Genomic DNA, 22,574 nt, shown 5'->3' on the forward strand with positions numbered 1-22,574 from the left:
GTTGGTGGACCCGGGCCGGTTGCTTGGCCTGGACTGTTTACTTGGCCTGGGCTGTCTACTTGGCCTGAACCAGCGGCAGGACGGTCTTGTAGTCGCTTTCCTGCTGGGCCCAGAACGCCTGGTATTCCTCGGCGGGCTGGTAGCTGGTGGCCAGGCCGAGGTCGCCCATCTTGGCGACAACCTGGGGGTCCTCGATGGCGGTCTTCAGGGCGGCCTCGAGCTTCTCGGCGACGGCGTCGGGCAGTCCGGCCGGGGCGGAGTAGCCGCGGGCGGTGGCGGCGACGATGTCGTGTCCGGCTTCGGCGAAGGTCGGAACGTCGGGCAGGGCCGCGGCCCGCTCGCTGTCCATGACCCCCAGGACCCTGGCCTTGCCCTGCTTGACCAGGTCGGTGACGTCGCTGACGTTGGCGACGAGGACCTCGACGTGGCGGCCGAGGAAGGCGGTGGAGGCCTGGGAGGCGCCCTCGGAGAAGTGCACCGGGCTGAGGGCGGCGCCGGTGGCTTCCTTGATCTGGGCGATGGCGAAGTGCTCACCGCCCTGCTGGCCGGTGGTGGTCGCGGTGATGGTGTCGGGGTGGTCCTTGGCCGCCTGCAGGAGGTCGTCGAGGTCCTGGTAGGGGCTGTCGGGCTGGACGGCGACGACGGCCGGGTCGATGACCTGGCGGCCCAGGGGCTGGAAGTCCTCCCGGGTGAACTTCGCGCCGCGGGTGGAGTCCAGCGGGGTGACGACGACGGACGGGGAGCCGGTGGCGCCGATGGTGTAGCCGTCGGCCCGGGCGCTGGTGAGGGTGGTGTAGCCGATCTGTCCGCCGGCGCCGGGCTTGTTGACGACCTCGACGTTGGTGCCCAGTTCGCGCTCGAGCACGGGCTGGACGAGCCGGGCGGCGGTGTCCACGGCGCCGCCGGGGGCGAACGCGACCACCAGTTCGATGGACTTGCCCTTGCGGGGGAAGTCCTCGCCCTGGGACTGGGAGTTGCCCGCGGAGCCGCAGGCGGCGGTGGCGAGGAGGGTGAAGGCGGCCACGGAGGTGGCGGCAAGGATGCGCTTCATTGGGTGTCCTTTGCGATGGGTGGAGTAGGTGGGTGGTGCGGGCGGCTTAGGTTTCGGGGTCCTCGGCGGCGAGGGCGGCGGGCTTGCGCAGCTTGAGCAGCGGACTGCAGACGATGAGCAGGGCGATGGCGAGCAGGACCACGGTCACCGGGCGCTCGAGGAAGATGGTCAGGTCGCCGCGGGAGATGTCCAGGGATTCGCGCAGGGAGCGTTCCATCAGGGGCCCGAGGACAAGGGTCAGGACCATCGGTGCCAGCGGGATGTCCAGGTGGCGCAGGACCAGGCCGATGACGCCGAAGAGGATCATGACGAACACGTCGAAGACGGAGAAGTTGATCGTGTAGGCGCCGACGACCATGAACATGAGGATCAGGCCGGTGAGGATCGGGTAGGGGACCTTGAGGATGGAGGTCCACAGGCCCACCAGCGGGACGTTGAGCACCAGCAGCAGGATGTTGCCGATGAAGAGGCTGGCGATGATGGTCCAGGCGATGTCCGCGTGCTCGGCAAAGAGCGTCGGGCCGGGGGTCAGGCCCTGCTGGAGGAACGCGCCCATGAGGACGGCGATGGTGGGGGAGGCCGGGATGCCGAGGGTGAAGAGCGGGATCAGGGCGCCGTTGGCGTGGGCGTTGTTGGCCGTTTCCGGTCCGGCGACGCCCTCGATGGCTCCTTGGCCGAGTGCGTGGCGGTGCTTGGAGAACTTCTTCTCCGCGCCGTAGGACAGGAGGGAGGAAACGGAGCCGGTCATGCCCGGGATCAGTCCGAGCCCGAAACCGATGCCGGTGCCGCGGGCGAAGGCCGGGGCGCTGCGGCGCCAGTCCTCGCGGGTGGGCAGGAGGGCCCGCAGGCCGGGGGCCTGGGCGACGACCTCATCCTTGCCGGGACGGTGGGAAAGGATCTCGGAGAGGCCGAACAGGCCAACGATCACCGCGACGAAGCTGACGCCGTCGAGCAGGCGATCCATGCCGAAGGTGAACCGGGGCGCGCCGGCAACCGGGTCGATGCCGACCATGGAGATCAACAGGCCCAGCGCGCCGGAGATGAGCGCCCGGACCATGGAGCGGCCCGCAAGGGCGACCAGCAGGGAGATGCCCACCACCACCAGGGCGAAGAACTCGGGCGGTCCGATCATCAGGCCCAGGCTGCCGAGCGGCTTTGCCGCGATCACGAGGCCCGCGGTGGCCAGCGAGCCGCCGATGAAGGAGCCGGCGGCGGCGATGGTGAGGGCCACTCCCGCCCGGCCGAGCTTGGTCATCGCGTACCCGTCGAGGGTCGTGATGGCCGAGGCGGCTTCTCCGGGGGTGTTCAGCAGGACGCTGGTGATGGTTCCGCCGTAGGTGGTGCCGTAGAAGATCGCGCAGAGCATGATGATGGACCCTGCGGGGTCCAGGTTCAGGGTCAGCGGGATCAGCAGCGCCACCCCGGCGACCGGGCCGATGCCCGGCAGGACGCCGATCATGGTGCCCAGCAGGCAGCCGATGAAGGCGAACAGGAGGTTCTGCCACGTCAGGGCCGCAGCGAACCCGTTGAGCAGTTCGTTCAGTACGTCCATGGTCACAGTCCGATCAGGCTGAGGGGAACGATGACCGCCTCGGGGAGGGAGACGTTGAGCCCCAAGGTGAAGAGGTAGTAGACGCCCACGCTGCCGCACAGCGAGATGACCACCGACTTGACCCAGGACGTCCGCGCCCGCAGCCGCAGGTGGTACATCAGGAACAGGAAGACCCCCAGCTGGAAGCCGATGAACGGCAGCGCCGCGGAGAGGACCAGCAGGCTGAGCACCACGGCCCGCACCTGCGACCGGTCGGAGGCCTCGGCCACCGGGGCCGCCTGTACGCCGGCGCGTTCCTGGAAGAACCAGACGACCGAGAGCAGCACCAGTGCCGCGCCCAGGACGCAGGGGAAGAAACCGGGCCCGGGACCGAGCTCGTTCCACAGCCCGAGACCGGCCGATTCGGCCAGGACGTACGCGCCGAGGGCCGCCAGCACCAGCTGGCCCGCCACGATCGAACGGCGCAGCCGCCGCACCGGGCGGGCTTCTGTGACTGAGGTCATGGGAATCCTTGAATTGAGTTGCGTAGTTCGACGCAAAATTTCATACAATAAAATTTAATAACGTGAGATGAAATGATGGCATGGATCACATCACACGGTCAAGCGAGGTGCGTCACGGGAAAGATTGCGTAGGATGAAAGAATGACGGTGGAACCCAAGGCATCCGAGGCGCGATCGGCCAGCAGCATGCGGTCGCTGTCCCGCGCCATCGAGGTGTTCGAACAGCTGCAGCGCTACGACCATCCCCAGCGGCTGAACCAGATCGCCAAGGACTGCGGGATGAGCTCGCCGACGACTTTGCGGATCCTCCGGGTCCTGCAGGAGTACGGCCTGGTCAGCCAGACCGACAAGAGCTACCGCATCGGACCGGCCGTCCTGCCGGCGGCACGCGTCTTCCTCGAGTCGGACCCCCTGGCCCGGGCCGCACGGCCGATCCTCCAGCACCTTGCCGAACAAACCGGGCTGACGGCGTCGTTGTACTCAAAGCTGGGGTTTGAGCGGGTCCTCGTTGAACGCGTCGTCGGCGCGGCCTCGCTCGGCTACGACCTGCCCCAGGGCCGGCGCCTGCCCCTAACCGTCGGCGCCGCGGGAAAGATCCTGGTCGCCGCGCTTGATGCGGACCAACTCGAGCAGGTCGTCACCGCCTCCGTCGAGCGCAAGTACGAACCCGCCGGCTTCACCGTCGCCGAGCTGCGCCGCCGCCTCCCCCCTCCCGGCGAGGATTTCGCCTACTCCGAGGACGAGCGTGCAACCGGCGTCGTCTCGGTGGCCGTTGCGGTCCCTTCGAGAAGCGGAACAATCACCGAATCGATCTCGCTGACCTCTCCGATGGAGTCGTCTTCACGCGACGACCTCCTGGCGCAGGTACCGGAGCTGCGCCATTCGGCACGCCGCCTGGCCGACCTCCTGGCCAGCACGATGTACTAGCGCCACCCCGGAAGGAGGAATCCGATGCAAGGATCCAGGAAGCTGCATGAGATTCGCGGCGGCGACGCCATCGTGGCCACCGACGCCCGCGGCGTCGAATTGCGCGGCCGCACCGACGTGGCGGCCCCGCACCTGGGCGTCCTGTGGATCTGGGAAACCGGAACGGGAACACGCCTCCTGCTGGACGCGGCCGAATTCGATCTGGACATCCTGCCGGAGCCGGCGAACGCCGGCTCTCCGCGCCGGTGACAACCGGGGCCGGCCACCCGGCTCCCCAGCGGCACCGGCGCAGGCGGCGCTAGGCTGCGTCCCGGAGGGCGGGCGCCTGCTTGCGTGAGCGGATCACGAACAGCGAAACGGCTGCCGCCCCGCACAGGACGGCGGCGGACATCCACGCCAGCGCGTAGCTGCCGGTGGCCTCGCGGATCCACCCGGCCGCGCTGGACGCGATGCCGGCACCGACCATGTGCGCTGCGAACACCCAGCCGAACACGATGCCCGCGCGCTGGATGCCGAAATGCTCCCGGCACAGCGCCACCGTTGGCGGCACGGTGGCCACCCAGTCCAGGCCGTAGAAGACGATGAAGATCCACAGCGGCGGCTCGATGGTCGGAGCCAGCATGGTGTTGATGAACACGAGCGAGAGCCCGCGCAGGCCGTAGTAGGCCACCAGCAGCAGGGCGGGGTCGAAGCGGTCGGTCAGCCAGCCGGAGAGGACCGTGCCGATCAGGTCGAAGACCCCGATGATCGCGAGCAGCCCGGCTGCGGTGGTGGCGGGCATGCCGTGGTCGTGCGCTGCGGGGATGAAGTGGGTCTGGACCAGTCCGTTGGTGGACCAGCCGCAGACGAAAAAGGTGAAGGCCAGGATCCAGAACGCCCGCCTGCGTGCCGCCTCCCGGAGCACGACGACGGCCAGCTTCCAGGCCGGCACGGCCGACGGGGCGGGGTCCTGCTGCGGGTGCTCCGGGTTTTCCCCGTAGGGCCGCAGGCCCAGGTCCTGCGGCCGGTCGGAGAACCACAGCAGCCAGAACGGGACGATCAGGGCCGCCAGGAGGGCCACCGCGAGGGCGGCGGCCCGCCATCCGGGGGAGTGGGCCAGGTGGACGATCAACGGCAGGAAAATCAGCTGCCCGCACGCGTTGGCGCCGGAGAAGAGGCCCATCACCAGTCCGCGCCGGGTGGCGAACCAGCGGTTGGCGACGACGGACCCGAAGACCAGGGCCATGACGCCGGTGCCGACGCCGATGAAGGCTCCCCAGAGGACCCACAGCTGCCACAGATCGGTCATGACGGTGGTCAGGGCGCTGCCGGCGGCGGTGAGCAGCAGGCCGGCGGTCACCACCCGCTTCACCCCGAAGCGTTCCATGGCGGCGGCCGCGAACGGTGCGGTCAGGCCGTAGACCACCAGGTTCGCGGTGACCGCGCCGCTGGTCGCGGACCGGGTCCAGCCGAACTCCGTCTCCAGCGGCTCCAGCAGGGCGCCGGTGGTCGAGCGGAAGGCGGCCCCGGCGACCAGCGCCAGCAGCGTGAGCGCGGCAACGGTCCAGGCCCGCCGGGCGGTCCGTGCCCGGCCCGGGGAAATTGCGCGGTCCGGGGAAACGGCCTGCGGCAGCGCGGCGGGGCCGGTGGACTCTGGGGATTTCACCCCACGATCCTAATGCCTGCCTCAGGTCCCCGAGCCCGGAAACCACAGTCTGTGCACAGCGTTATCCACAGATGGGGACAATTGTGTTGGTAACCGTGTTCGATCGCCCGGAATGATGCCGATGCAGGCCCCTTGAGCCATGGAACTACAGGCGCGTAAGTTATTAACACTGTGGAGAAGCCCTGTGGAGAATTTCTTTCCCCCTCTGGATATCCCGCGGGAAACCGCGGAAGATGGGGGCATTCGACGCTCGAAGAGCGGCGGAATCGGATAGTCCCAAGTCAGGCTATCCACACCCCACAGTCTGTGCACAGCGTTATCCACAGATGTGGATTGACGTGTGCATATTCGGGTTCGGGAACCCCTTTGCGCTGGCCGTCCCCCTATTTTCGGCGTGAACCGTCACCTTCACACTCTGAATTACATGGCTGTCAGTTATTAACATTGTGGATAAGCGCTGTGGAAACGCCGCGCGGCCTGCCGGCCCTCCCCGCGCCAATGGCGCTCCCGCCGGGGCTCGCGAGACGGGACGGCGGGTTCATGGGGTGAGGTGGGGCAGGCACATGCACCGGATTTCATACACCGGCATCCCCGCGGGCTCGTCGCCGTGGCCCGTGGCTACCAGGCACTCCCCGTCGAAGACGTACACCGGCAGCTGGGGGGACTGGAACAGGTTGTACCGGGACGGATACACCCAGTGGCCCTTGATTTCGTAGGCCGGCACGGCGTACGTGTCCCGGCGGTTGTGCACGGTCGGGAACAGGTCGTTGTCGATCCACAAATGGCTGGCCAGGCCCTGCTGGTGCTGGGCGTTGCAGTCGGTAGGGAACAGGATGGCTTGCACGGTGACCTCTCTGGCGGCCTCGCGCAGGAGGGAAGCACGGCACGAGGTGGATAGGCATTTAGGTTAGGCTAACCTGATTTATCCCACCGAGCCTAGTTTGTGTCCCTGGCCATGCGGTTCGCCGAGCGCTATACAGAGGCGTACCGCTGGACCACGTCCTGGAGCACGTTCTGCCATCCAAACCAGGTCAGCCCCAGCAGCACCGCGGCCACGGCCACTACCCCCGCCCACTGGAACGCCGCCCGGCGCGGACCGCGCGGGGCGTAGACGAACACCGCGGCCAGGGCGGCGCCCGCCGCCAGTCCTCCCACGTGGGCCTGCCAGGCGATGTTGGTTCCGGGGATGAACCCGATCGCTAGATTGATGCCCAGAAGCAGCAGGATCGGCCGGTAGTTGCCTCCGCGGGCACGCGTGACCACCAGCAGGGCCCCGAACAGCCCGAAGACCGCGCCGGAGGCGCCCACGACCCACGAATAGGGGTTGATCAGCAGCACGGCGACGGATCCGCCGAAACCTGCCAGCAGGTACAGCGCCAGGAACCGGGCCCGGCCCAGCATCGGCTCCAGGATCCGGCCGATGATGAACAGCGCATACATGTTGAACGCGATGTGCATCAGGAACCCCTGCGAGTGCAGGAACGTGGAGGTGAGCATCCGCCACGGTTCGGATCCGGTGTACAGCCCGTTGTAGGCCAAGGCTTCCTGCACCCCGGGGAACACCAGCTGCAGCGCGTACACCGCCACGCACAGCCCGATCAGCGTGTAGGTGACCATCGGCTTGCCGTCGCGCACCGTGCCGCCCAGCGACGTCCGGGGCGTCCGCAGGGTGCGGTTCGTTTCGGCCACGCAGTCGACGCACTGGACGCCGACGGCGGCGGAGCGCTGGCACTCCGGGCAGGCCGGCCGGCCGCAGCGCTGGCACCGCACATACGAGGCGCGGTCGGGGTGGCGCGGGCAGACCGGCACTTCCATCTCGGGCTGGTGCGCGGGTTGGCCGAAGGCCATGAGGGAACTCCTGGGTGTTTGGCGTGGGTGCTGGGCGGTGTGGCTGCGGGTGGGGTTGGTGGCTGTCCCCGCGGAGCCTGGGCCCCCGGCCTGACGGCTTTTGAGTCTGGCGGGGCCTTAAACGGCAAGGTCCCGCCGCGGCTTCCTTGCGGGGACCGGGCGGGACCAAGTGCGCCGGTGCGGCGCGGGGAAGCTGCCTAGAGCTCCTCGATGTCGATGCTGGAGATCACGACGTCCTGGAGCGGCTTGTCGCGGCCGTCGGTGGCGATGGCGTTGAGCGAGTCGACGACGGCGCGGGAGGACTCGTCGGTCACGTCGCCGAAGATGGTGTGCTTGCCCTGCAGCCACGTGGTCGGGACCGAGGTGATGAAGAACTGGGAGCCGTTGGTGCCGCGGCCGCCCTGGATGCCGGCGTTGGCCATGGCCAGCTTGTACGGCTGGGTGAAGTCCAGGTCCGGGTTGATCTCGTCGTCGAAGCGGTAGCCCGGGCCGCCGATGCCCTGGCCCAGCGGATCGCCGCCCTGGATCATGAAGTCGGAGATGATGCGGTGGAAGATGGTGCCGTTGTACAGCGGGGTACCGGCCTTCTCCTCGCCGCTCTGAGGATCGACCCAGGTCTGCTCGCCGGTGGAGAGGCCAACGAAGTTCTTGACGGTCTTCGGCGCGTGGTTGCCGAAGAGGTTCACGACGATGTCGCCAAGATTGGTGTGGATGGTCGCCTTGTGGGTGGGGATAGCAGTCATGACCCCCATTCTTCCACGGGGCACCCGGGCGCCTGCCCGGCTCGGATACGCGGACAGTGAACATGGGACGGCGCGCCCAACACATGGTGCCGGGGCGATGGCCCGCGGGCTTGACATGCGCGTAGGCTGGGCGGCGAAGCCCCTTAGCATCCGGGAGGAACGTGTGAAGAATACCGAACGCAGTGCCCGAAACCTCGGCGTTTCCGTCGACAGCGCCAAGGACTGGGCCGCACCGAAGGTGGAGGCGGCCGTCTACTGGGCCGAGAAAGGCATCGAAACGGCCTCTCCGAAGATCCAGGAAGGCCTGTCCCGTGCAGCCCAAGAACTCGCCGAAGGAGTCTACAGAGTGACCCCGAAACTCCAGGAAGGCCTTGAAAGGGTCGCTCCGAAGATTTCGGCCGCGGTCGACGAGGCAGCCCCGAAGATTCAGGGCGCCGCGGACAAGGCGGCCCCGGCGTTGCAGCACGCCCGCGACGTTGTGGTCCGCGAATACCTTCCGGCCGCCAGCGTGAAGCTCGGCGAGGCAGCCGACTACACCATCCGCAAGCTTGACGTGGTCGCCGCCCCGGTGGTGCAGAAGGCTGCCGCGACCATCAAGGTGGACAAGAAGACCCTCAAGAAGGCCCGGAAGGCGGCGGCTGGCGTAGCCGGCGCGGCCGGGCTCGCCGCCACCAAGAAGGTCCAGAAGGAACAGGGCCGCAAGGGGCGCAAGAAGGGCCTTTTGGTCTTCGCGATCTTCGCTGCGGCGGCCGCCGCAGGCATCGCCGCGTGGAAGGCCTCCAAGCCGGTCGAGGATCCCTGGAAGTCCCCCGCCCCGGTCGACCCGGCTCCGATCCCGGCCGTGGCCGTCCCGGAAACCGGGGAACCCGGCGCCGAGTCGGCGGTTCCGGCGGCACCGGTCTCCGCAGCCGCGGCCACGGAGGCGGAAACCGCCCAGACCGAGGCAGTCGCTCCGTCCGAGGAGATTGCTCCGGCCGAGGAAGTGGCGGAGACCTCCTTTGGAGAAGCGGGCGCGGGCACCGAACCCGAGGTTCCCGAGGAGGGCACCACGGAGGTCCCGAAGCCGGGACCACGCGGCGGCACCCGCCGTCGTGCCTCGGACGACGCGGCCGAGTAGCACTCACCGGAAACACACCAGGCGCAGGGCCCCGCAACCGCGGGGCCCTGCGCCTTTGTGATGTGCCGGGTTGGTACATTATGGGCGTGCATCCCCGCCGACCGACCGTTTCCCTAGTCATTCCCGCATACAACGAGGAAGGCGTGATCCGGCAGTGCGTGGCGGCGGCGCTGCGCCAGAGCGTGCCCGCACGGGAAATCATCGTGGTGGACAACGGGTCCACGGACCGCACGGCCGCGATCGTGCGCCGGATGCAGCGCGAGCACCCGGAGGCCCCGCTCCACCTCGCCCGCCAGGACGCGGAGCAGGGACTGGTCCCCACCCGGAACGTGGGGCTGGGCCTGGCCACGGGAGACGTGCTGGGACGCATCGACGCCGATTCGGTGCTGGAACCGGACTGGGTGGCGCAGGTCGCCAGCGCGTTCCAGGACCCCGAGGTCATGGGCGCCACCGGGCCGGTGCACTACTACGACATGCCGCTGCGCCGGTGGGGCCTGAAGGCGGACGACCGCCTGCGCCAGCTGGTCCTGCGGCTGGCCCATCGGCAGCACCACTTCCTTTTCGGCTCCAACATGGCCGTGCGCCGCACCGCCTGGGAAGCGATCGCCCCGGAGGTGTGCCGCGACGAGGCCGACCTGATGCACGAGGACATCGACATCTCCCTGCATCTGGCCGAGCACCGCATGGCGGTGCGCTACGTTCCGGCCATGGTGGCCGGAATGTCGGCGCGCCGGCTCGAGGACTCCCCGCGGGACTACCGCCGCTACGTCGGCCGCTTCGACCGCACCTACAAGGCGCACCGGATCGACAGGAAGGTCCTGAGGATCCCGGAGCTGCTCTTTCTGTCCATCTACTACCCGGCCAGGACCCTGCGCTTCATCCATCGCCGCGCGGGTGCGCAGCGGCGGCGGGGGTTCGGTTCGTTCACAGCGGCAGTTCCGCCGGTTCCGCCGTCTTCACGGGCGCGGCGGCGCGCTGTCCGCGGACGACGGCGGCCAGACCGGCCATGATCAGCGCCATGCCCGCGTAGGTGGCCACGGGCAGGGATTCGCCGAGCAGGAGGGCGGCGATGAGGGCCGCCCCCGGGATCTCCAGCAGGATCAGCGTGGAGACCGTCAGCGGACCCAGGTGCTTGACCACGTGGTTGAAGATCGTGTGGCCCATCAGCTGCGCAAACACCGTCAAGGCAAGGATGCCCAGCCACCCGGCCAGCCCGAACCCCCACAGGGGCACGTGGAAGGCCACGCAGAGGGCCAGCAGGATCAGTGCCGTCATCCCGTAGCAGAGAGTCGTGTACGGGCCGGTGGCGAGCGTTTCCCGGGCCTTGGAACCGGCTAGGGTGTAGGCGCCGGCCAGCATGCCCCCGACGATGGCCAGCGCGTCGCCCTGGAGGGCCCGCGGGTCGCCGCCGAGGTCGAACCCGGTGATGGTGACGACGCCGGCGAACGCCACCGCGATGCCGCCGGCCACGGCCCAGGGAAGCCGGATCCCACCCAGCCGCTGGAAGAGGGCGATCCACACGGACTGCAGGCACGCCAGGGCGGTGGCCGTGGCGACGGAGGTCATGCGCACGGAGGACATGAAGCAGACAAAGTGCAGGGCCAGCGCCAGGGCCGCCACGGCGCTCCAACCCCATCCGCGGCGGCCGGCCCGGGCCAGGGCCGCCGGCTCGCGGACCACCATCGGGACCGCCATGACCCCGGCACCGAGCACGTTGCGCCAGAACGCCATGGCCAGGGGGGATACCCCGGGGGTCGCCGCAATGATGGGGCCGGAGGCGGACGCGCCCAGAACACCGAGCGCCGCGAGGAGGAAGATCACCGTTCCACCCTATGGCCCCCGGGGGCTCCCGCTGGACCGGTGGCGGGCCGGGAAGCCGATCGGGTGCATGGCCGGGAAACGGAAAATGTCCCGGACCCTGGGGGTCCGGGACATTTCATCCGGTGGAGGCAAGGGGACTCGAACCCCTAACCCCCTGCTTGCAAAGCAGGTGCGCTACCAATTGCGCCATGCCCCCGGAAGGGGTGGCTAGTCTACCTTGTCGGTCGACCGGCTCCAAGCGGATTTCTCCGCTTCGGATTCCTTCCACTTCCGGTAAGTGAAGATTCCCGCAATCGCGGCTGCCAGAACCAACAGCTTGCGCATGCGGTCCTCCTTGACTCAACCGTGGAGGGATCCGTGGGCGTACCAGGACTTGAACCTGGGACCTCTTCGTTATCAGCGAAGCGCTCTAACCGCCTGAGCTATACGCCCTCAGTGTCCCTTAGGACGAGATAAGACTTTACCGAAGAACCGCAGATAAACCAAATCGGCCGCATTTGGGCGTTTTCCTGCGGTTTTTCGGGGGACGTGGCCCGGAAATCGGCCCTCGAAAACGGGGCAAAGGAAAAGCCCCCGGCCGCGGAGCGTTCCGCGGCCGGGGGCCGTTCCTTCAAGCCTGTAAGTCCAGACGGCGAGGGCCCCGCGCCGAGCGAAGCGAGGCGTGGGAGCCGTCTGGACGGCTAGTCGTCGGTGAGCGTCACGCCGATGCCGCCGACCAGGGTCGAGGAGATGTTGTACAGCACCGCCGAAAGCATCGACAGGGCGGTCAGCAGGACCACGTTGACGACGGCGACGATGGTGGCGAAGGAGGCCGTCTGGCCCAGCGAGATGAGTTCCTTGAGGTCGAAGGAGCTCTCCGTGCCGGCCACGTCGCGGAGCAGTTCGTTGATGCGGTCGAAGATGCCGGTCAGATCCAGCACGGTCCACAGCACCACGGAGGCGACCACGGTGACGATGCCCAGCGCCACGGACAGCAGGAACGCCATCTTCAGCACGGACCACGGGTCCACCTTGCTGACCAGCAGGCGGGCCTTGCGGACCTTGGCCTTGGGCGCCGGGCGCACCAGCTGCTGCTGGCCCGGACGCGGGGCCGGACGCTGCTGTCCCTGCGGTGCGGGGCGGGCTGCGCCGGCCGCCGCGGGACGCTGGCCCTGGGCGGGACGCTGGCCGGCGGCGGCGGGACGGGCGGCATTTGCCGGTGCCTGCCGCGGCGCTGCCGGACGTGCCCCGGCTGCCGCTGCGGGGCGGGAAGCTCCCGGGCGGGGAGTATTCGGGGTGCTCACGCATTACCTCCGTCGTTGTCGGCCGCAGGCGCCGCCTCGTCCGCAACGGACGGAACGGACTCCGCCTCAGCCGGGATCTGGTTCGCATCCAACGGTACTGCATCGTCATCGGCGTCCGTTCCGAGGCCGCGCTCGGTGTTCTTGGCCACCGCGATGATGCGGTCCTTCTTGTCGGGCTTGGCAAAGATCACGCCCATCGTGTCGCGGCCCTTGGCAGGGACCTGCGCCACGTCGGAGCGGACCACCTTGCCGCCCTCCATGACCACCAGGACCTCGTCCTCTTCCTGGACGATCAGCGCGCCGACCAGGTGCCCGCGGTCCTCCTGGTACTTGCCGACCTTGATGCCCAGGCCGCCGCGGCCCTGCACGCGGTATTCCTCGATGGAGGTGCGCTTGGCGTAGCCGCCCTCGGTGACGATGAAGACGTAGGAGCCGTCGGAGACGACGTCGGCGGCGAGCAGCTCGTCGTCGTCGCGGAACTTCATGCCCGTCACGCCGGAGGTGTTGCGGCCCATCGGGCGCAGCGCCTCGTCGGTGGCGGTGAAGCGCACCGACTGGCCGTGGCGGGACACCAGCATGAGGTCGTCGGTTTCGCTGACCAGCTGGGCGGAGACCAGTTCGTCGTCCTCGCGCAGGTTGATGGCGATCACCCCGGCGCTGCGGTTGGTGTCGTAGTCCGCCAGGCGGGTCTTCTTGACCAAGCCGTTCTTGGTGGCCAGGACCAGGTAGGGCGCCTGCTCGTAGTCGCGCAGGTCCAGGACCTGGGCGATGCGCTCGTCCGGCTGGAAGGCGAGCAGGTTGGCCACGTGCTGCCCCTTGGCGTCGCGGCCGGCCTCGGCGAGCTCGTAGCACTTGGCCCGGTAGACGCGCCCGTGGTTGGTGAAGAACAGCAGCCAGTTGTGGGTCGTGGTGACGAAGAAGTGCTCGACGACGTCGTCGCCGCGCAGCTGCGCGCCCTTGATCCCCTTGCCGCCGCGGTTCTGCGAGCGGTAGTTGTCGCTGCGGGTGCGCTTGACGTAGCCGCCGCGGGTGATCGTAACGACCATTTCCTCTTCGGGGATGAGATCTTCGACGGACATGTCGCCGTCGTAGCCCATGAGGATCTTGGTGCGGCGGTCGTCGCCGTGCTTGGCGACGATTTCGTGCAGCTCCTCGGAGATGATCTGCCGCTGGCGGCCCTGGTCCCCCAGGATCACCCGGTACTCGGCGATCTCGGCCTCGAGCTTGGTGTGCTGGTCGGTGATCTTCTGGCGCTCCAGGGCCGCCAGGCGGCGCAGCTGCATGTCCAGGATCGCCTGGGCCTGGACGTCGTCGATCTGCAGCAGTTCCTTCAGGCCCTCGCGCGCAGCCTCCACGGTGGGGGAGCGGCGGATCAGGGCAATGACCTCGTCGAGGGCGTCGAGCGCCTTGAGCAGGCCACGCAGGATGTGGGCCGCCTCCTCCGCCTTGCGCAGGCGGAACTTGGTGCGCCGGACGATGACCTCGATCTGGTGCGTCACCCAGTGGCGGATGAACGCGTCGATGGAGAGCGTGCGCGGCACCCCGTCGACCAGCGCCAGCATGTTCGCGGAGAAGTTCTCCTGCAGCGAGGTGTGCTTGTAGAGGTTGTTCAGGACCACCTTCGCCACGGCGTCGCGCTTGAGCACGATCACCAGGCGCTGGCCGGTGCGGCCGGACGTCTCGTCGCGCAGGTCGGCGATGCCCTGGATCCTGCCGTCCTTGACCAGTTCGGCGATCTTGATCGCCAGGTTGTCCGGGTTGGCCTGGTAGGGGAGTTCGGTCACGACCAGGCAGGTGCGGCCCTGGAGTTCCTCGACGCTGACGACCGCCCGCATGGTGATGGAGCCGCGTCCGGTGCGGTAGGCCTCCTCGATGCCCTTGTGGCCCAGGATCATGGCGCCGGTGGGGAAGTCGGGGCCCTTGACGCGCTGGATGAGCGCCTCGAGCAGCTCCTCCTTGGAGGCTCCCGGGTTGTCCAGGTACCACTGCACGCCCTCGGCCAGCTCGCGCAGGTTGTGCGGCGGGATGTTGGTGGCCATGCCGACGGCGATGCCGGAGGAGCCGTTGGCCAAAAGGTTCGGGAAGCGGGCCGGAAGGACCGTCGGTTCCTGGTTCTTGCCGTCGTAGTTGTCCTGGAAGTCGACGGTTTCCTCGTCGATGTCCCGGACCATCTCCATGGCCAGCTGGGCCATCTTGGTCTCGGTGTACCGCGGGGCCGCGGCGCCGTCGTTGCCCGGGGAACCGAAGTTGCCCTGGCCCAGCGCCAGCGGGTAGCGCATGGTCCAGTCCTGGATGAGGCGCACCAGGGCGTCGTAGATCGCCGTGTCGCCGTGCGGGTGGTACTGGCCCATGACCTCGCCGACCACGCGGGCGCACTTGTTGTACGAGCGCTCGGGACGGTAGCCGCCGTCGAACATCGCATACAGCACGCGGCGGTGCACGGGCTTGAGGCCGTCGCGCACGTCCGGCAGTGCGCGGCCGACGATCACGGCCATCGCGTAGTCCAGGTAGGACCGCTGCATCTCGGTCTGCAGGTCGACCTGCTCGACGCGGTCGATCACGGTGCCCTCCACGGGCTCCTGCGGGTCCTCGGGGTTCTGCGGGTTCTCGGGAGTCTGATCGCTCATCGGGTTCTTCCTCTAGTCAAAGTCTGCATACGTCGAAGGGGCACCGGGATCAGATGTCCAGGAAGCGCACGTCCTTCGCGTTCTGCTGGATGAACGAGCGCCGCGACTCGACGTCCTCGCCCATCAGCACGGAGAAGATCTGGTCCGCCGCGGCGGCGTCCTCCATGGTGACCTGCAGCAGCGTGCGGCGCTCCGGGTCCATGGTGGTGTCCCACAGCTCCGTGTAGTCCATCTCGCCCAGGCCCTTGTAGCGCTGGATGCCGTTGTCCTTGGGCAGGCGCTTGTTCGCCGCCTGGCCCTTCCGCAGCGCCTCGTCCCGCTCGCGGTCGCTGAACACGTAGTCGTGCGCGGCATTGGACCACTTGATGCGGTACAGCGGCGGCTGCGCCAGGTAGACGAACCCGTTTTCGATCAGCGGGCGCATGTAGCGGAACAGCAGCGTCAGCAGCAGGGTGGTGATGTGCTGGCCGTCGACGTCGGCATCGGCCATCAGCACGATCTTGTGGTAGCGCAGCTTGGCGAGGTCGAACTCCTCGCCGATGCCGGTGCCGAAGGCCGTGATCATGGACTGGACCTCGGCGTTGCCGAGCGCCTTGTCGAGGCGGGCGCGCTCGACGTTGAGGATCTTGCCGCGCAGCGGCAGGATCGCCTGGGTCTCCGGGTTGCGGCCGCGCTTGGCCGAACCGCCGGCGGAGTCGCCCTCCACCATGTAGACCTCGCACTCCACCGGGTTCTTCGAGGAGCAGTCGGAGAGCTTGCCGGGCATGCCGAAGGATTCCAGCGGCGACTTGCGGCGGGCGTTCTCGCGGGCCTTGCGGGCGGCCATGCGCGCGGTCGCGGCCAGCTGCGCCTTGCGGATGATGTCGCGGGCGGTGTTGGGATTGCGCTCGAGCCAGTCGCCGAGCTCCTCGTTGACAACGCCCTGGACGAAGCCCTTGGCCATCGAGTTGCCCAGCTTGGTCTTGGTCTGGCCCTCGAACTGCGGTTCGCCGAGCTTGACCGAGATGACGGCGGTCAGGCCCTCGCGGATGTCGTCGCCGGTGAGGTTGTCGTCCTTCTCCTTGAGGATCTGCTTGTCGCGCGCGTAGCGGTTGATCAGCGCCGTCATCGCGGCGCGGAAGCCCTCTTCGTGGGTTCCGCCCTCGTGGGTGTTGATGGTGTTCGCGTAGGTGTGCACGGACTCGGAGTAGGCGGTGGTCCACTGCATCGCGACCTCCACGGAGATCTTCTTCTCCGTGTCCTCGGACTCGAAGGAGATGACGTCCTCGTGGACCAGCTCCACCTTCTTGGAGGCGTTGAGGTGCTTGACGTAGTCCAGCAGGCCGGCTTCGTAGCGGTAGTCGACGACGCGGTGCTTCGGCGCCTCCTCGGCCTCCCCGGCAATCTCGTCCTCGTCCGGCTCGGCGCGGCGTTCGTCCGTCAGCGTGATGCGCAGGCCCTTGTTCAGGAAGGCCATCTGCTGGAAGCGGGCGCGCAGGGTCTCGAAGTCGTACTCCGTCGACTCGAAGATCTCCGGGTCCGCGTAGAACGTCTGCGTGGTGCCGGTTTCGGCGGTTTCCTCGCCCTTGACCAGCGGGCCCTGCGGCTTGCCGCCGTCGCCGAAGGTCATGCTCCAGGCGTGCCCCTGGCGCTTGACGACGGTGTCCACCCGGCGCGAGAGCGCGTTCACCACGGAAATGCCCACGCCGTGCAGGCCGCCGGAGACCGCGTAGCCGCCGCCGCCGAACTTGCCGCCGGCGTGCAGGATCGTCATGACGACCTCGACGGTCGGCTTGCCCTCGGTCGGGTGGATGTCCACCGGGATGCCGCGGCCGTTGTCCTCGACGCGGACGCCGCCGTCCTCCTGGAGGGTGATCTTGATGTGGTCGCAGTAGCCGGCCAGGGCCTCGTCAACCGAGTTGTCCACGACCTCGTACACCAGGTGGTGCAGGCCGCGCGGACCGGTGGAGCCGATGTACATGCCGGGGCGCTTGCGCACGGCCTCGAGTCCCTCGAGCACCGTGATGGCGGACGCGCCGTAGTCTTTTTCCGCCTTGCCGGTGGCCGATTCCCTGGCCTCCGCTGAGGGATCTTCCTGGGGTGCGGTGTTCTCAGTAGCCACAGGCGCTGCAGACTCCTTGTGCATCGGGCGGGCGGGCCCCGTATGAGTTGGGCCCATGCATGAACCGGCGCCCCTCCGGGCCGGAGGGACACCACAGATGTAATTCTATCGCGTTTCGCCGGAGAAAAGCGCGGAACCCGCCCACCATATGCCCTCCACAGGCCCATGAATGCCCGTAGGAGGGCCGAATCGGCCCCACACCAAGGGGCCATGCCGCCCCGCACCCCCAAACGCGCCTGCAGGCGCCCCACCGGATTTGCTCCGCGAGCCGCCCGGACTCAGCCGTAGGTGTCCCGCGGCCCCCGTCCGGCGACCCGCCGCATTCCCTTGCGCCAGCTCGGGGCGGCGGGTCCGATCACCTGGATCGCGGTCACCACGCCCGGGCCCAGTTTCTCGTCGAAGTGCTTGAGCAGGCTGTGGCTCAGCAGGCGCAGCTGGGTGGCCCACGCGGTCGAGTCGCAGCGCACCACCACGGTGGTCGCCTCGAAGCTTTCCGGCCGGCAGTGCGCGGAAATCTGCGGCCCCACCAGCTCCTCCCAGCGGGAAATCACGGATCCGACGGCCACCGGCGAGGTCCAGCCGCGGTCGCGCACCATCCGGCCGAAGACGTTTCCGATGCCCTGCGGATCGCGCCCGTCGTCGTACTGGACCGCGGCCGGGCCCTTGCGCCGCTGGGCGCGTTCGGCGGCCTTGCGTTCACCGGCCCGCTTGGCCTGCCCGGCATCGATGCGGATCTCGCCGCGGGCCAGGGCCGACTGCCGCATCCGGTTCAGCATCGCCCGGGCGGCGTCGAATTCCTGGGGTTGCGGTTCCTCGGTGCTCACGGCGAAACGTGCCCCGGCGTCACCCTGAGCACCCGTCCCCCCAGTTCGGCGGGCACGTCCGCGGCCACGGCCGCGGTCACGATCACCTGTTCGGCGCCGGCCACGACGGCGGCCAGCCGGGTGCGGCGGTCGGTGTCCAGTTCGGCGAACACGTCGTCCAGGATCAGGATCGGGCCGGCCCCTTCGCGCGGATCGTCCTCGCCGAGCACGCGGTACGAGGCCAGCCGCAGGGCCAGCGCCAGCGACCAGGTCTCGCCATGGGAGGCGTAGCCCTTGGCGGGTGCGGGTCCAAGGAACAGTTCCAGTTCGTCCCGGTGCGGTCCCACCAGGGTGATCCCGCGGTCGGTCTCCTTTTTCCGGTGCGCCACCAGGGCCGCCAGGAACATCCGCTCCAGCTCCTCGATTCCGGCACCGTCCAGTCCGGGGGCGCGCACGGCTCCGGCGTCCGCGCCGGAATCGGCGGGATTTTGCCCGCCTGAATCCTGCCCTGCGTCCGCGGGCAGCGCGGCGGCGCCGCCGTCGTCGTCCAGTTCCTCGACCACGGTGCAACGGTACCGCGCGCTGGCTGCCTTGGACCCGTCAGTCAGGCCCGCATATTCCGCTCCCAGATGCGGGGAGAGCAATTCCAGCACGTCGAGCCGGCCGCGCAGCAGGCGGGCGCCGGCCTTTGCGAGGTGCTGGTCCCAGACCTCGAGCGTGGATTCGTGCGCCGCGCTGAACCGGCCCTTCCGTGCGGATTTCAGCAGGGCGTTGCGCTGCTTGAGGACCCGTTCGTAGTCGCCGCGGGTGGCCGCCTGGTGCGGCCGCAGCGCCACCAGCAGATCGTCGAGGAAGCGCCGGCGGTTCGCCGGATCCCCCTTGACCAGGGCCAGGTCCTCCGGAGCGAACAGCACCGTGCGCACGATCCCGAGGATGTCCCGGGCCCGCACCGGGTTGGCGCGGTTGATCCGTGCCCGGTTGGCCTTCCCGGCAGCGATCTCCAGTTCGACGGCGGTGGCCTGGCCCGCGCGCGCCACACGCGCCCGCACCAGCGCCTTGTCCGCGCCGAAGCGGATCAGCGGGGCGTCGGTGGAGACGCGGTGCGAGGACAGCGAGGCCAGGTAGCCGATCGCCTCGGCGATGTTGGTCTTGCCGACGCCGTTGGAGCCCACGAACACCGTGGTGCCCGGGCCCAGCTCGAAGTCCGCCTGCGCGTAGCTGCGGAAATCGGTCAGGGAGAGGTGGGAGATGTACACGCGTCCCGCCGGCCCGGCTAGTTGGGCAGGCGAACGGGCATCACCAGGTAGCGGTAGTCGTCGCGGTCCCCGCCGTCGAGCGAGTCCTGCGCCGTCATCATGGCCGGCTTGGGGGCGCTGGTGAAGGAGAAGCGCACGAATTCGCTGGAGAACGCGTTCAGGCCTTCGCCCAGGTAGGCCGGGTTGAACGCGACCGTGATTTCCTCGCCGTCCAGCTGCGCTTCGATGGCCTCCTCGGCCTGCGCGTCCTCGCCGGTGCCGGCGTCCAGCGCGAGCTGGCCCTCGGTAAAGGCGAGCCGGACCGGAGTGTTCCGTTCGGCCACGACCGCGACGCGGCGCACGGCCTCCATCAGGTCCGTGGTACGCACCGTCGCGTGGATCGGCGTGTTTTCGGGGAAGAGCGAGCGGATCTTCGGGTAGTCGCCGTCCACGAGCAGGGAGGTGGTGCGGCGGCTTCCGGATTCGAAGCCGATCAGTTCGCTGTTCTCGCTCAGCGCGATCTTCAGTTCGCCGGAGCTGCCCAGCGTCTTGGCGACCTCGTTCAGGGTCTTCGCCTTGACCAGGGTGGAGGTGGAGATCCCCGGGACGGTGGGCTTCCAGGAAACCTCGCGCATCGCAAGGCGGTAGCGGTCGGTGGCGAGGAACGTGATCAGGTCGTCCTCGATCTCCATCTTCACGCCGGTCAGGATCGGAAGGGTGTCGTCCTTGGAGGCGGCGACGATCACCTGGCTGACGGCCTGGGCGAAGGCCTCGCCGTCGACCACGCCCGCGATGTCCGGGAGCACCGGCAGTTCCGGATAATCGGCCACCGGCATGGTGGCCAGGTGGAACCGGCTGCGGCCGCAGGAGACGTTGAGCTTGGTGCCGTCGGTCTCGATGGTCACCATGGCCTGGGGCAGCGAACGGCAGATCTCCGCGAGGAGCTTGCCGGACACCAGGATGGTGCCTTCCTCGGTGGTCTCGGCAGGAATCTCCAGGTGCGCCGAAATCTCGTAGTCGAAGCCGGCCAGCGACACGGTCCCCGCGGCGGCGGTGATCAGGATGCCGGAGAGAACGGGGGACGGCGGACGCTGGGACAGCGATCGGGCGGTCCAGGATACGGCCTCGGCGAGCACGTCCCTCTCGACACTGAACTTCACGAAGTGGTCCGCCTTCCGGAGCGAATGGAATTACACGTTTGTCGGAGCAAGCTTAGCGGCTGGAAAAGGCGGCGGAGAGGGTGCGGGGGATGCCTGGTTGGTTGGGTCTGGATCCGCGTGGAAGGCCGGAGGGTTTTGTTATCTGGAATTTTCCTAAAGATGTAGTTCGTAGTGTTAATAACTGCTGTGGATACTGTGGATAACCCAAAGCAGCCGGGGATTCCTGCGGATTATGCATGTGCACAATCTGTGCTTTACGAACTCTTAACCCCCATTGACCGGTGGACAAAAATCCGCGCCATTTAAGGGATCCACAGGCTCCAGGGGAGTTATGCGCAGGAAATTGGCAGTGATCCACTTAACCATCCACAGTTTTATCCACAACTGTGGCTTTTGCCGAATGGAACTGAGTGTCAGCCCTCGCGCTGCTGCTGCTTGATGCGGTTGGTCAGCTCGGTGACCTGGTTGAAGATGGCGCGCCGCTCGGCCATGAGCTCGCGGATCTTGCGGTCGGCGTGGATGACGGTGGTGTGGTCGCGGCCGCCCATCTCCTGGCCGATCTTCGGCAGCGACATGTCCGTGAGCTCGCGCAGCAGGTACATGGCGATCTGCCGGGCAGTCACCAGGGTGCGGGTGCGCGACTTGCTGTTCAGCTCGTCGATGCTCAGGTTGAAGTAGTCCGCGGTCTGCGCCACGATCGTGGCCGCCGTGATCTCCTGGGCCCCCTCGTCGGTGATCAGGTCCTTGAGCACCGTCTCGGCCAGCGCCATGTCCACGGACTGGCTGTTCAGGGAGGCGAAGGCCGTGACGCGAATCAGCGCGCCCTCGAGCTCGCGGATGTTGGTGGAGATCTTCGAGGCGATGTACTCCATGACGTCGTCCGGCGCCGAGAGGCCCTCCGCGGTCGCCTTCTTGCGCAGGATCGCGATGCGGGTCTCCAGCTCCGGCGGCTGGATGTCGGTGAGCAGTCCCCACTCGAAGCGCGAACGCATGCGGTCCTCGAAGCCGGATAGCTGCTTCGGCGGCAGGTCGGAGGTGATCACGACCTGCTTGTTGTGGTTGTGCAGCGCGTTGAAGGTGTGGAAGAACTCTTCCTGCGTCGCGTCCTTGTTCGCCAGGAATTGGATGTCGTCGATGAGCAGGATGTCGACGTTGCGGTACGTCTGCTTGAAGCTCGTTCCCTCGTCGTCGCGGATCGAGTTGATGAAGTCGTTGGTGAACTCCTCCGAGTTCACGTAGCGCACGCGGATGCCGTTGTAGAGGTGGCGGGCGTAGTGGCCGATCGCGTGCAGCAGGTGGGTCTTGCCCAGCCCGGAGTCGCCGTAGATGAACAGCGGGTTGTAGGCCTTGGCGGGGGCTTCGGCCACGGCGACGGCCGCGGCGTGCGCGAAGCGGTTCGAGGAACCGATCACGAACGTGTCGAAGATGTACTTCGGGTTCAGCCGGCCGAACTCATGCGAGGTCGACGGCGGGGACGGCTGCGGATGCGCGGCGGCCTCGCGCTCCTTGGGCTGCGGCTGGGGTTCAGGCTCGGACGGCTCAACAACCGGCACCGGGATCAGGTCGGCATCGATGCTGAAGGCACAGAGGATGTCGTCGCGGAACACCGTGCGCAGCGCGTCGTCCAGGGGTGCCTTGAGCTGGGTCTGCAGGACTTCCCGGGTGAGCTCGTTCGGGACGGCCAGCAGCAGGGTCGAACCGATCAGGCCCAGCGGCTGGGCGAGCACGACGAAGGCACGCTGGCGCGGAGTGACGCGGTCGTCGTGTTCCAGGTTGCGGACAACCTGACGCCACGCGCTTCCTACGCTGTTCGACTCGTCAGTGCTCACTAATATGCAGTCCCTTCAAGAATCCCCCGCCGATCAGCGGAAATGGCTCGGCGCCGCATGTGGAGGCGGGTGGCCGGACTACCCATCCTACCGTCTATCCACAGCGTTATTCACAGCCCGTGGATAACTTGTGTTTCCCGCCACGTGCCTTGCAATTCCGCACCCGTCCGCGTCAAATCAGGCAACCGAGCCGGCGGGTGCCCACGCATGTCGGCGATTCCGCCTCGCGGAAAGACTTGTTGTCCACAGCCGTGAATCCGCTACTCACAGCCTGTGGGTGAGCCAATGGATGCGACGAAATATGCCCAGCGCAGGGGCGGAAACCGGAC

Annotated in this window: 20 protein-coding genes and 2 tRNA genes; 4 read left to right on the top strand and 18 right to left on the bottom strand. The window is 68.0% G+C overall.

Annotated features, from left to right (window positions below):
• Positions 1-55: 55 nt before the first annotated feature.
• From ABD912_RS19195 to ABD912_RS19205, 3 genes are read right to left on the bottom strand one after another with little or no spacing between them, the layout of a single operon-like run.
• Entirely contained in the window at positions 56-1,051 is a 996-nt protein-coding gene (locus ABD912_RS19195; protein ID WP_345153415.1) for a tripartite tricarboxylate transporter substrate binding protein, read from the bottom strand.
• A gap of 46 nt (positions 1,052-1,097) precedes the next feature.
• Positions 1,098-2,603, bottom strand: coding sequence for a tripartite tricarboxylate transporter permease (locus ABD912_RS19200; RefSeq protein ID WP_345153416.1), 1,506 nt, complete (start codon positions 2,601-2,603; stop codon positions 1,098-1,100).
• 2 nt (positions 2,604-2,605) lie between these two features.
• The gene (locus tag ABD912_RS19205) at positions 2,606-3,106 is read right to left on the bottom strand and encodes a tripartite tricarboxylate transporter TctB family protein (protein WP_345153419.1); all 501 of its coding nucleotides are present in this window, start codon (positions 3,104-3,106) and stop codon (positions 2,606-2,608) included.
• Positions 3,107-3,247: 141 nt separating this feature from the next.
• On the opposite strand from ABD912_RS19205, the gene ABD912_RS19210 reads away from it, so the two are divergent.
• Both ABD912_RS19210 and ABD912_RS19215 read left to right on the top strand, forming a co-directional pair.
• Complete coding sequence (locus tag ABD912_RS19210; protein ID WP_345153421.1) at positions 3,248-4,033, top strand: IclR family transcriptional regulator; 786 nt, start codon at positions 3,248-3,250, stop codon at positions 4,031-4,033.
• 24 nt (positions 4,034-4,057) lie between these two features.
• A complete protein-coding gene (locus tag ABD912_RS19215) occupies positions 4,058-4,282 on the top strand; it encodes a hypothetical protein (RefSeq protein ID WP_345153422.1) in 225 nt (74 codons plus the stop codon).
• Between the two features lie 49 nt (positions 4,283-4,331).
• On the opposite strand, the gene ABD912_RS19220 is transcribed toward ABD912_RS19215, so the two are convergent.
• The 4 genes from ABD912_RS19220 to ABD912_RS19235 form a co-directional block, all read right to left on the bottom strand.
• Entirely contained in the window at positions 4,332-5,678 is a 1,347-nt protein-coding gene (locus tag ABD912_RS19220) for an MFS transporter (RefSeq protein ID WP_345153423.1), read from the bottom strand.
• A 538-nt stretch (positions 5,679-6,216) separates the two neighbouring features.
• Positions 6,217-6,522, bottom strand: a complete 306-nt coding sequence (locus ABD912_RS19225; RefSeq protein WP_345153424.1) for a hypothetical protein — start codon at positions 6,520-6,522, stop codon at positions 6,217-6,219.
• Positions 6,523-6,650: 128 nt separating this feature from the next.
• The gene (locus tag ABD912_RS19230) at positions 6,651-7,526 is read right to left on the bottom strand and encodes a rhomboid family intramembrane serine protease (protein WP_345153425.1); all 876 of its coding nucleotides are present in this window, start codon (positions 7,524-7,526) and stop codon (positions 6,651-6,653) included.
• A 197-nt stretch (positions 7,527-7,723) separates the two neighbouring features.
• Complete coding sequence (locus ABD912_RS19235; protein ID WP_345153427.1) at positions 7,724-8,269, bottom strand: peptidylprolyl isomerase; 546 nt, start codon at positions 8,267-8,269, stop codon at positions 7,724-7,726.
• Between the two features lie 163 nt (positions 8,270-8,432).
• Here ABD912_RS19235 and ABD912_RS19240 point away from each other — a divergent pair, with 163 nt between their 5' ends.
• Both ABD912_RS19240 and ABD912_RS19245 read left to right on the top strand, forming a co-directional pair.
• Positions 8,433-9,386, top strand: a complete 954-nt coding sequence (locus ABD912_RS19240) for a hypothetical protein (protein WP_345153429.1) — start codon at positions 8,433-8,435, stop codon at positions 9,384-9,386.
• Positions 9,387-9,472: 86 nt separating this feature from the next.
• Complete coding sequence (locus ABD912_RS19245; RefSeq protein ID WP_345153431.1) at positions 9,473-10,396, top strand: glycosyltransferase family 2 protein; 924 nt, start codon at positions 9,473-9,475, stop codon at positions 10,394-10,396.
• Here ABD912_RS19245 and ABD912_RS19250 read toward each other — a convergent pair.
• From ABD912_RS19250 to dnaA, 11 genes are all read right to left on the bottom strand, one after another.
• Positions 10,311-11,207, bottom strand: a complete 897-nt coding sequence (locus ABD912_RS19250) for a DMT family transporter (RefSeq protein WP_345153433.1) — start codon at positions 11,205-11,207, stop codon at positions 10,311-10,313. The genes ABD912_RS19245 and ABD912_RS19250 overlap by 86 nt on opposite strands.
• A 123-nt stretch (positions 11,208-11,330) precedes the next feature.
• A tRNA-Ala gene (locus tag ABD912_RS19255) sits at positions 11,331-11,403 on the bottom strand.
• An 11-nt stretch (positions 11,404-11,414) separates the two neighbouring features.
• Positions 11,415-11,531 (bottom strand): DLW-39 family protein, encoded by a 117-nt coding sequence (locus tag ABD912_RS19260; RefSeq protein ID WP_345153435.1) that lies wholly within the window; start codon positions 11,529-11,531, stop codon positions 11,415-11,417.
• Positions 11,532-11,565: 34 nt separating this feature from the next.
• Positions 11,566-11,639: transfer RNA gene (locus tag ABD912_RS19265), tRNA-Ile, on the bottom strand.
• A 248-nt stretch (positions 11,640-11,887) separates the two neighbouring features.
• Positions 11,888-12,490 (bottom strand): DUF3566 domain-containing protein, encoded by a 603-nt coding sequence (locus tag ABD912_RS19270; protein ID WP_345153438.1) that lies wholly within the window; start codon positions 12,488-12,490, stop codon positions 11,888-11,890.
• Positions 12,487-15,117 carry a DNA gyrase subunit A gene (gyrA, locus tag ABD912_RS19275; protein ID WP_345153440.1) on the bottom strand — a complete coding sequence of 877 codons (2,631 nt, stop codon included), beginning with the start codon at positions 15,115-15,117 and terminating at the stop codon, positions 12,487-12,489. The genes ABD912_RS19270 and gyrA overlap by 4 nt, the downstream gene beginning before the upstream one ends.
• A 49-nt stretch (positions 15,118-15,166) precedes the next feature.
• Entirely contained in the window at positions 15,167-17,242 is a 2,076-nt protein-coding gene (gene gyrB, locus ABD912_RS19280; RefSeq protein WP_425548110.1) for a DNA topoisomerase (ATP-hydrolyzing) subunit B, read from the bottom strand.
• A 254-nt stretch (positions 17,243-17,496) separates the two neighbouring features.
• Positions 17,497-17,994 (bottom strand): DciA family protein, encoded by a 498-nt coding sequence (locus ABD912_RS19285; protein ID WP_345153502.1) that lies wholly within the window; start codon positions 17,992-17,994, stop codon positions 17,497-17,499.
• Positions 17,995-18,038: 44 nt separating this feature from the next.
• A complete protein-coding gene (gene recF / locus ABD912_RS19290; RefSeq protein ID WP_345153444.1) occupies positions 18,039-19,277 on the bottom strand; it encodes a DNA replication/repair protein RecF in 1,239 nt (412 codons plus the stop codon).
• 17 nt (positions 19,278-19,294) lie between these two features.
• The gene (gene dnaN, locus ABD912_RS19295; protein WP_345153445.1) at positions 19,295-20,416 is read right to left on the bottom strand and encodes a DNA polymerase III subunit beta; all 1,122 of its coding nucleotides are present in this window, start codon (positions 20,414-20,416) and stop codon (positions 19,295-19,297) included.
• Positions 20,417-20,829: 413 nt separating this feature from the next.
• Positions 20,830-22,245, bottom strand: a complete 1,416-nt coding sequence (gene dnaA, locus ABD912_RS19300; RefSeq protein ID WP_345153447.1) for a chromosomal replication initiator protein DnaA — start codon at positions 22,243-22,245, stop codon at positions 20,830-20,832.
• Positions 22,246-22,574 lie beyond the last annotated feature (329 nt).

It is taken from the genome of Arthrobacter ginkgonis (assembly GCF_039540195.1).
GTDB lineage: Bacteria > Actinomycetota > Actinomycetes > Actinomycetales > Micrococcaceae > Zafaria > Zafaria ginkgonis.

Excerpts from the sequence above, each read along its gene's own strand:
- ABD912_RS19210 (WP_345153421.1), top strand. The coding sequence starts at position 3,248 with ATGACGGTGGAACCCAAGGCATCCGAGGCGCGATCGGCCAGCAGCATG.
- ABD912_RS19235 (WP_345153427.1), bottom strand. The coding sequence starts at position 8,269 with ATGACTGCTATCCCCACCCACAAGGCGACCATCCACACCAATCTTGGC.
- ABD912_RS19260 (WP_345153435.1), bottom strand. The coding sequence starts at position 11,531 with ATGCGCAAGCTGTTGGTTCTGGCAGCCGCGATTGCGGGAATCTTCACT.
- ABD912_RS19285 (WP_345153502.1), bottom strand. The coding sequence starts at position 17,994 with ATGCTGAACCGGATGCGGCAGTCGGCCCTGGCCCGCGGCGAGATCCGC.
- gyrB (WP_425548110.1), bottom strand. The coding sequence starts at position 17,242 with ATGCACAAGGAGTCTGCAGCGCCTGTGGCTACTGAGAACACCGCACCC.
- gyrA (WP_345153440.1), bottom strand. The coding sequence starts at position 15,117 with ATGAGCGATCAGACTCCCGAGAACCCGCAGAACCCCGAGGACCCGCAG.
- ABD912_RS19205 (WP_345153419.1), bottom strand. The coding sequence starts at position 3,106 with ATGACCTCAGTCACAGAAGCCCGCCCGGTGCGGCGGCTGCGCCGTTCG.
- ABD912_RS19200 (WP_345153416.1), bottom strand. The coding sequence starts at position 2,603 with ATGGACGTACTGAACGAACTGCTCAACGGGTTCGCTGCGGCCCTGACG.
- ABD912_RS19230 (WP_345153425.1), bottom strand. The coding sequence starts at position 7,526 with ATGGCCTTCGGCCAACCCGCGCACCAGCCCGAGATGGAAGTGCCGGTC.
- ABD912_RS19215 (WP_345153422.1), top strand. The coding sequence starts at position 4,058 with ATGCAAGGATCCAGGAAGCTGCATGAGATTCGCGGCGGCGACGCCATC.
- ABD912_RS19195 (WP_345153415.1), bottom strand. The coding sequence starts at position 1,051 with ATGAAGCGCATCCTTGCCGCCACCTCCGTGGCCGCCTTCACCCTCCTC.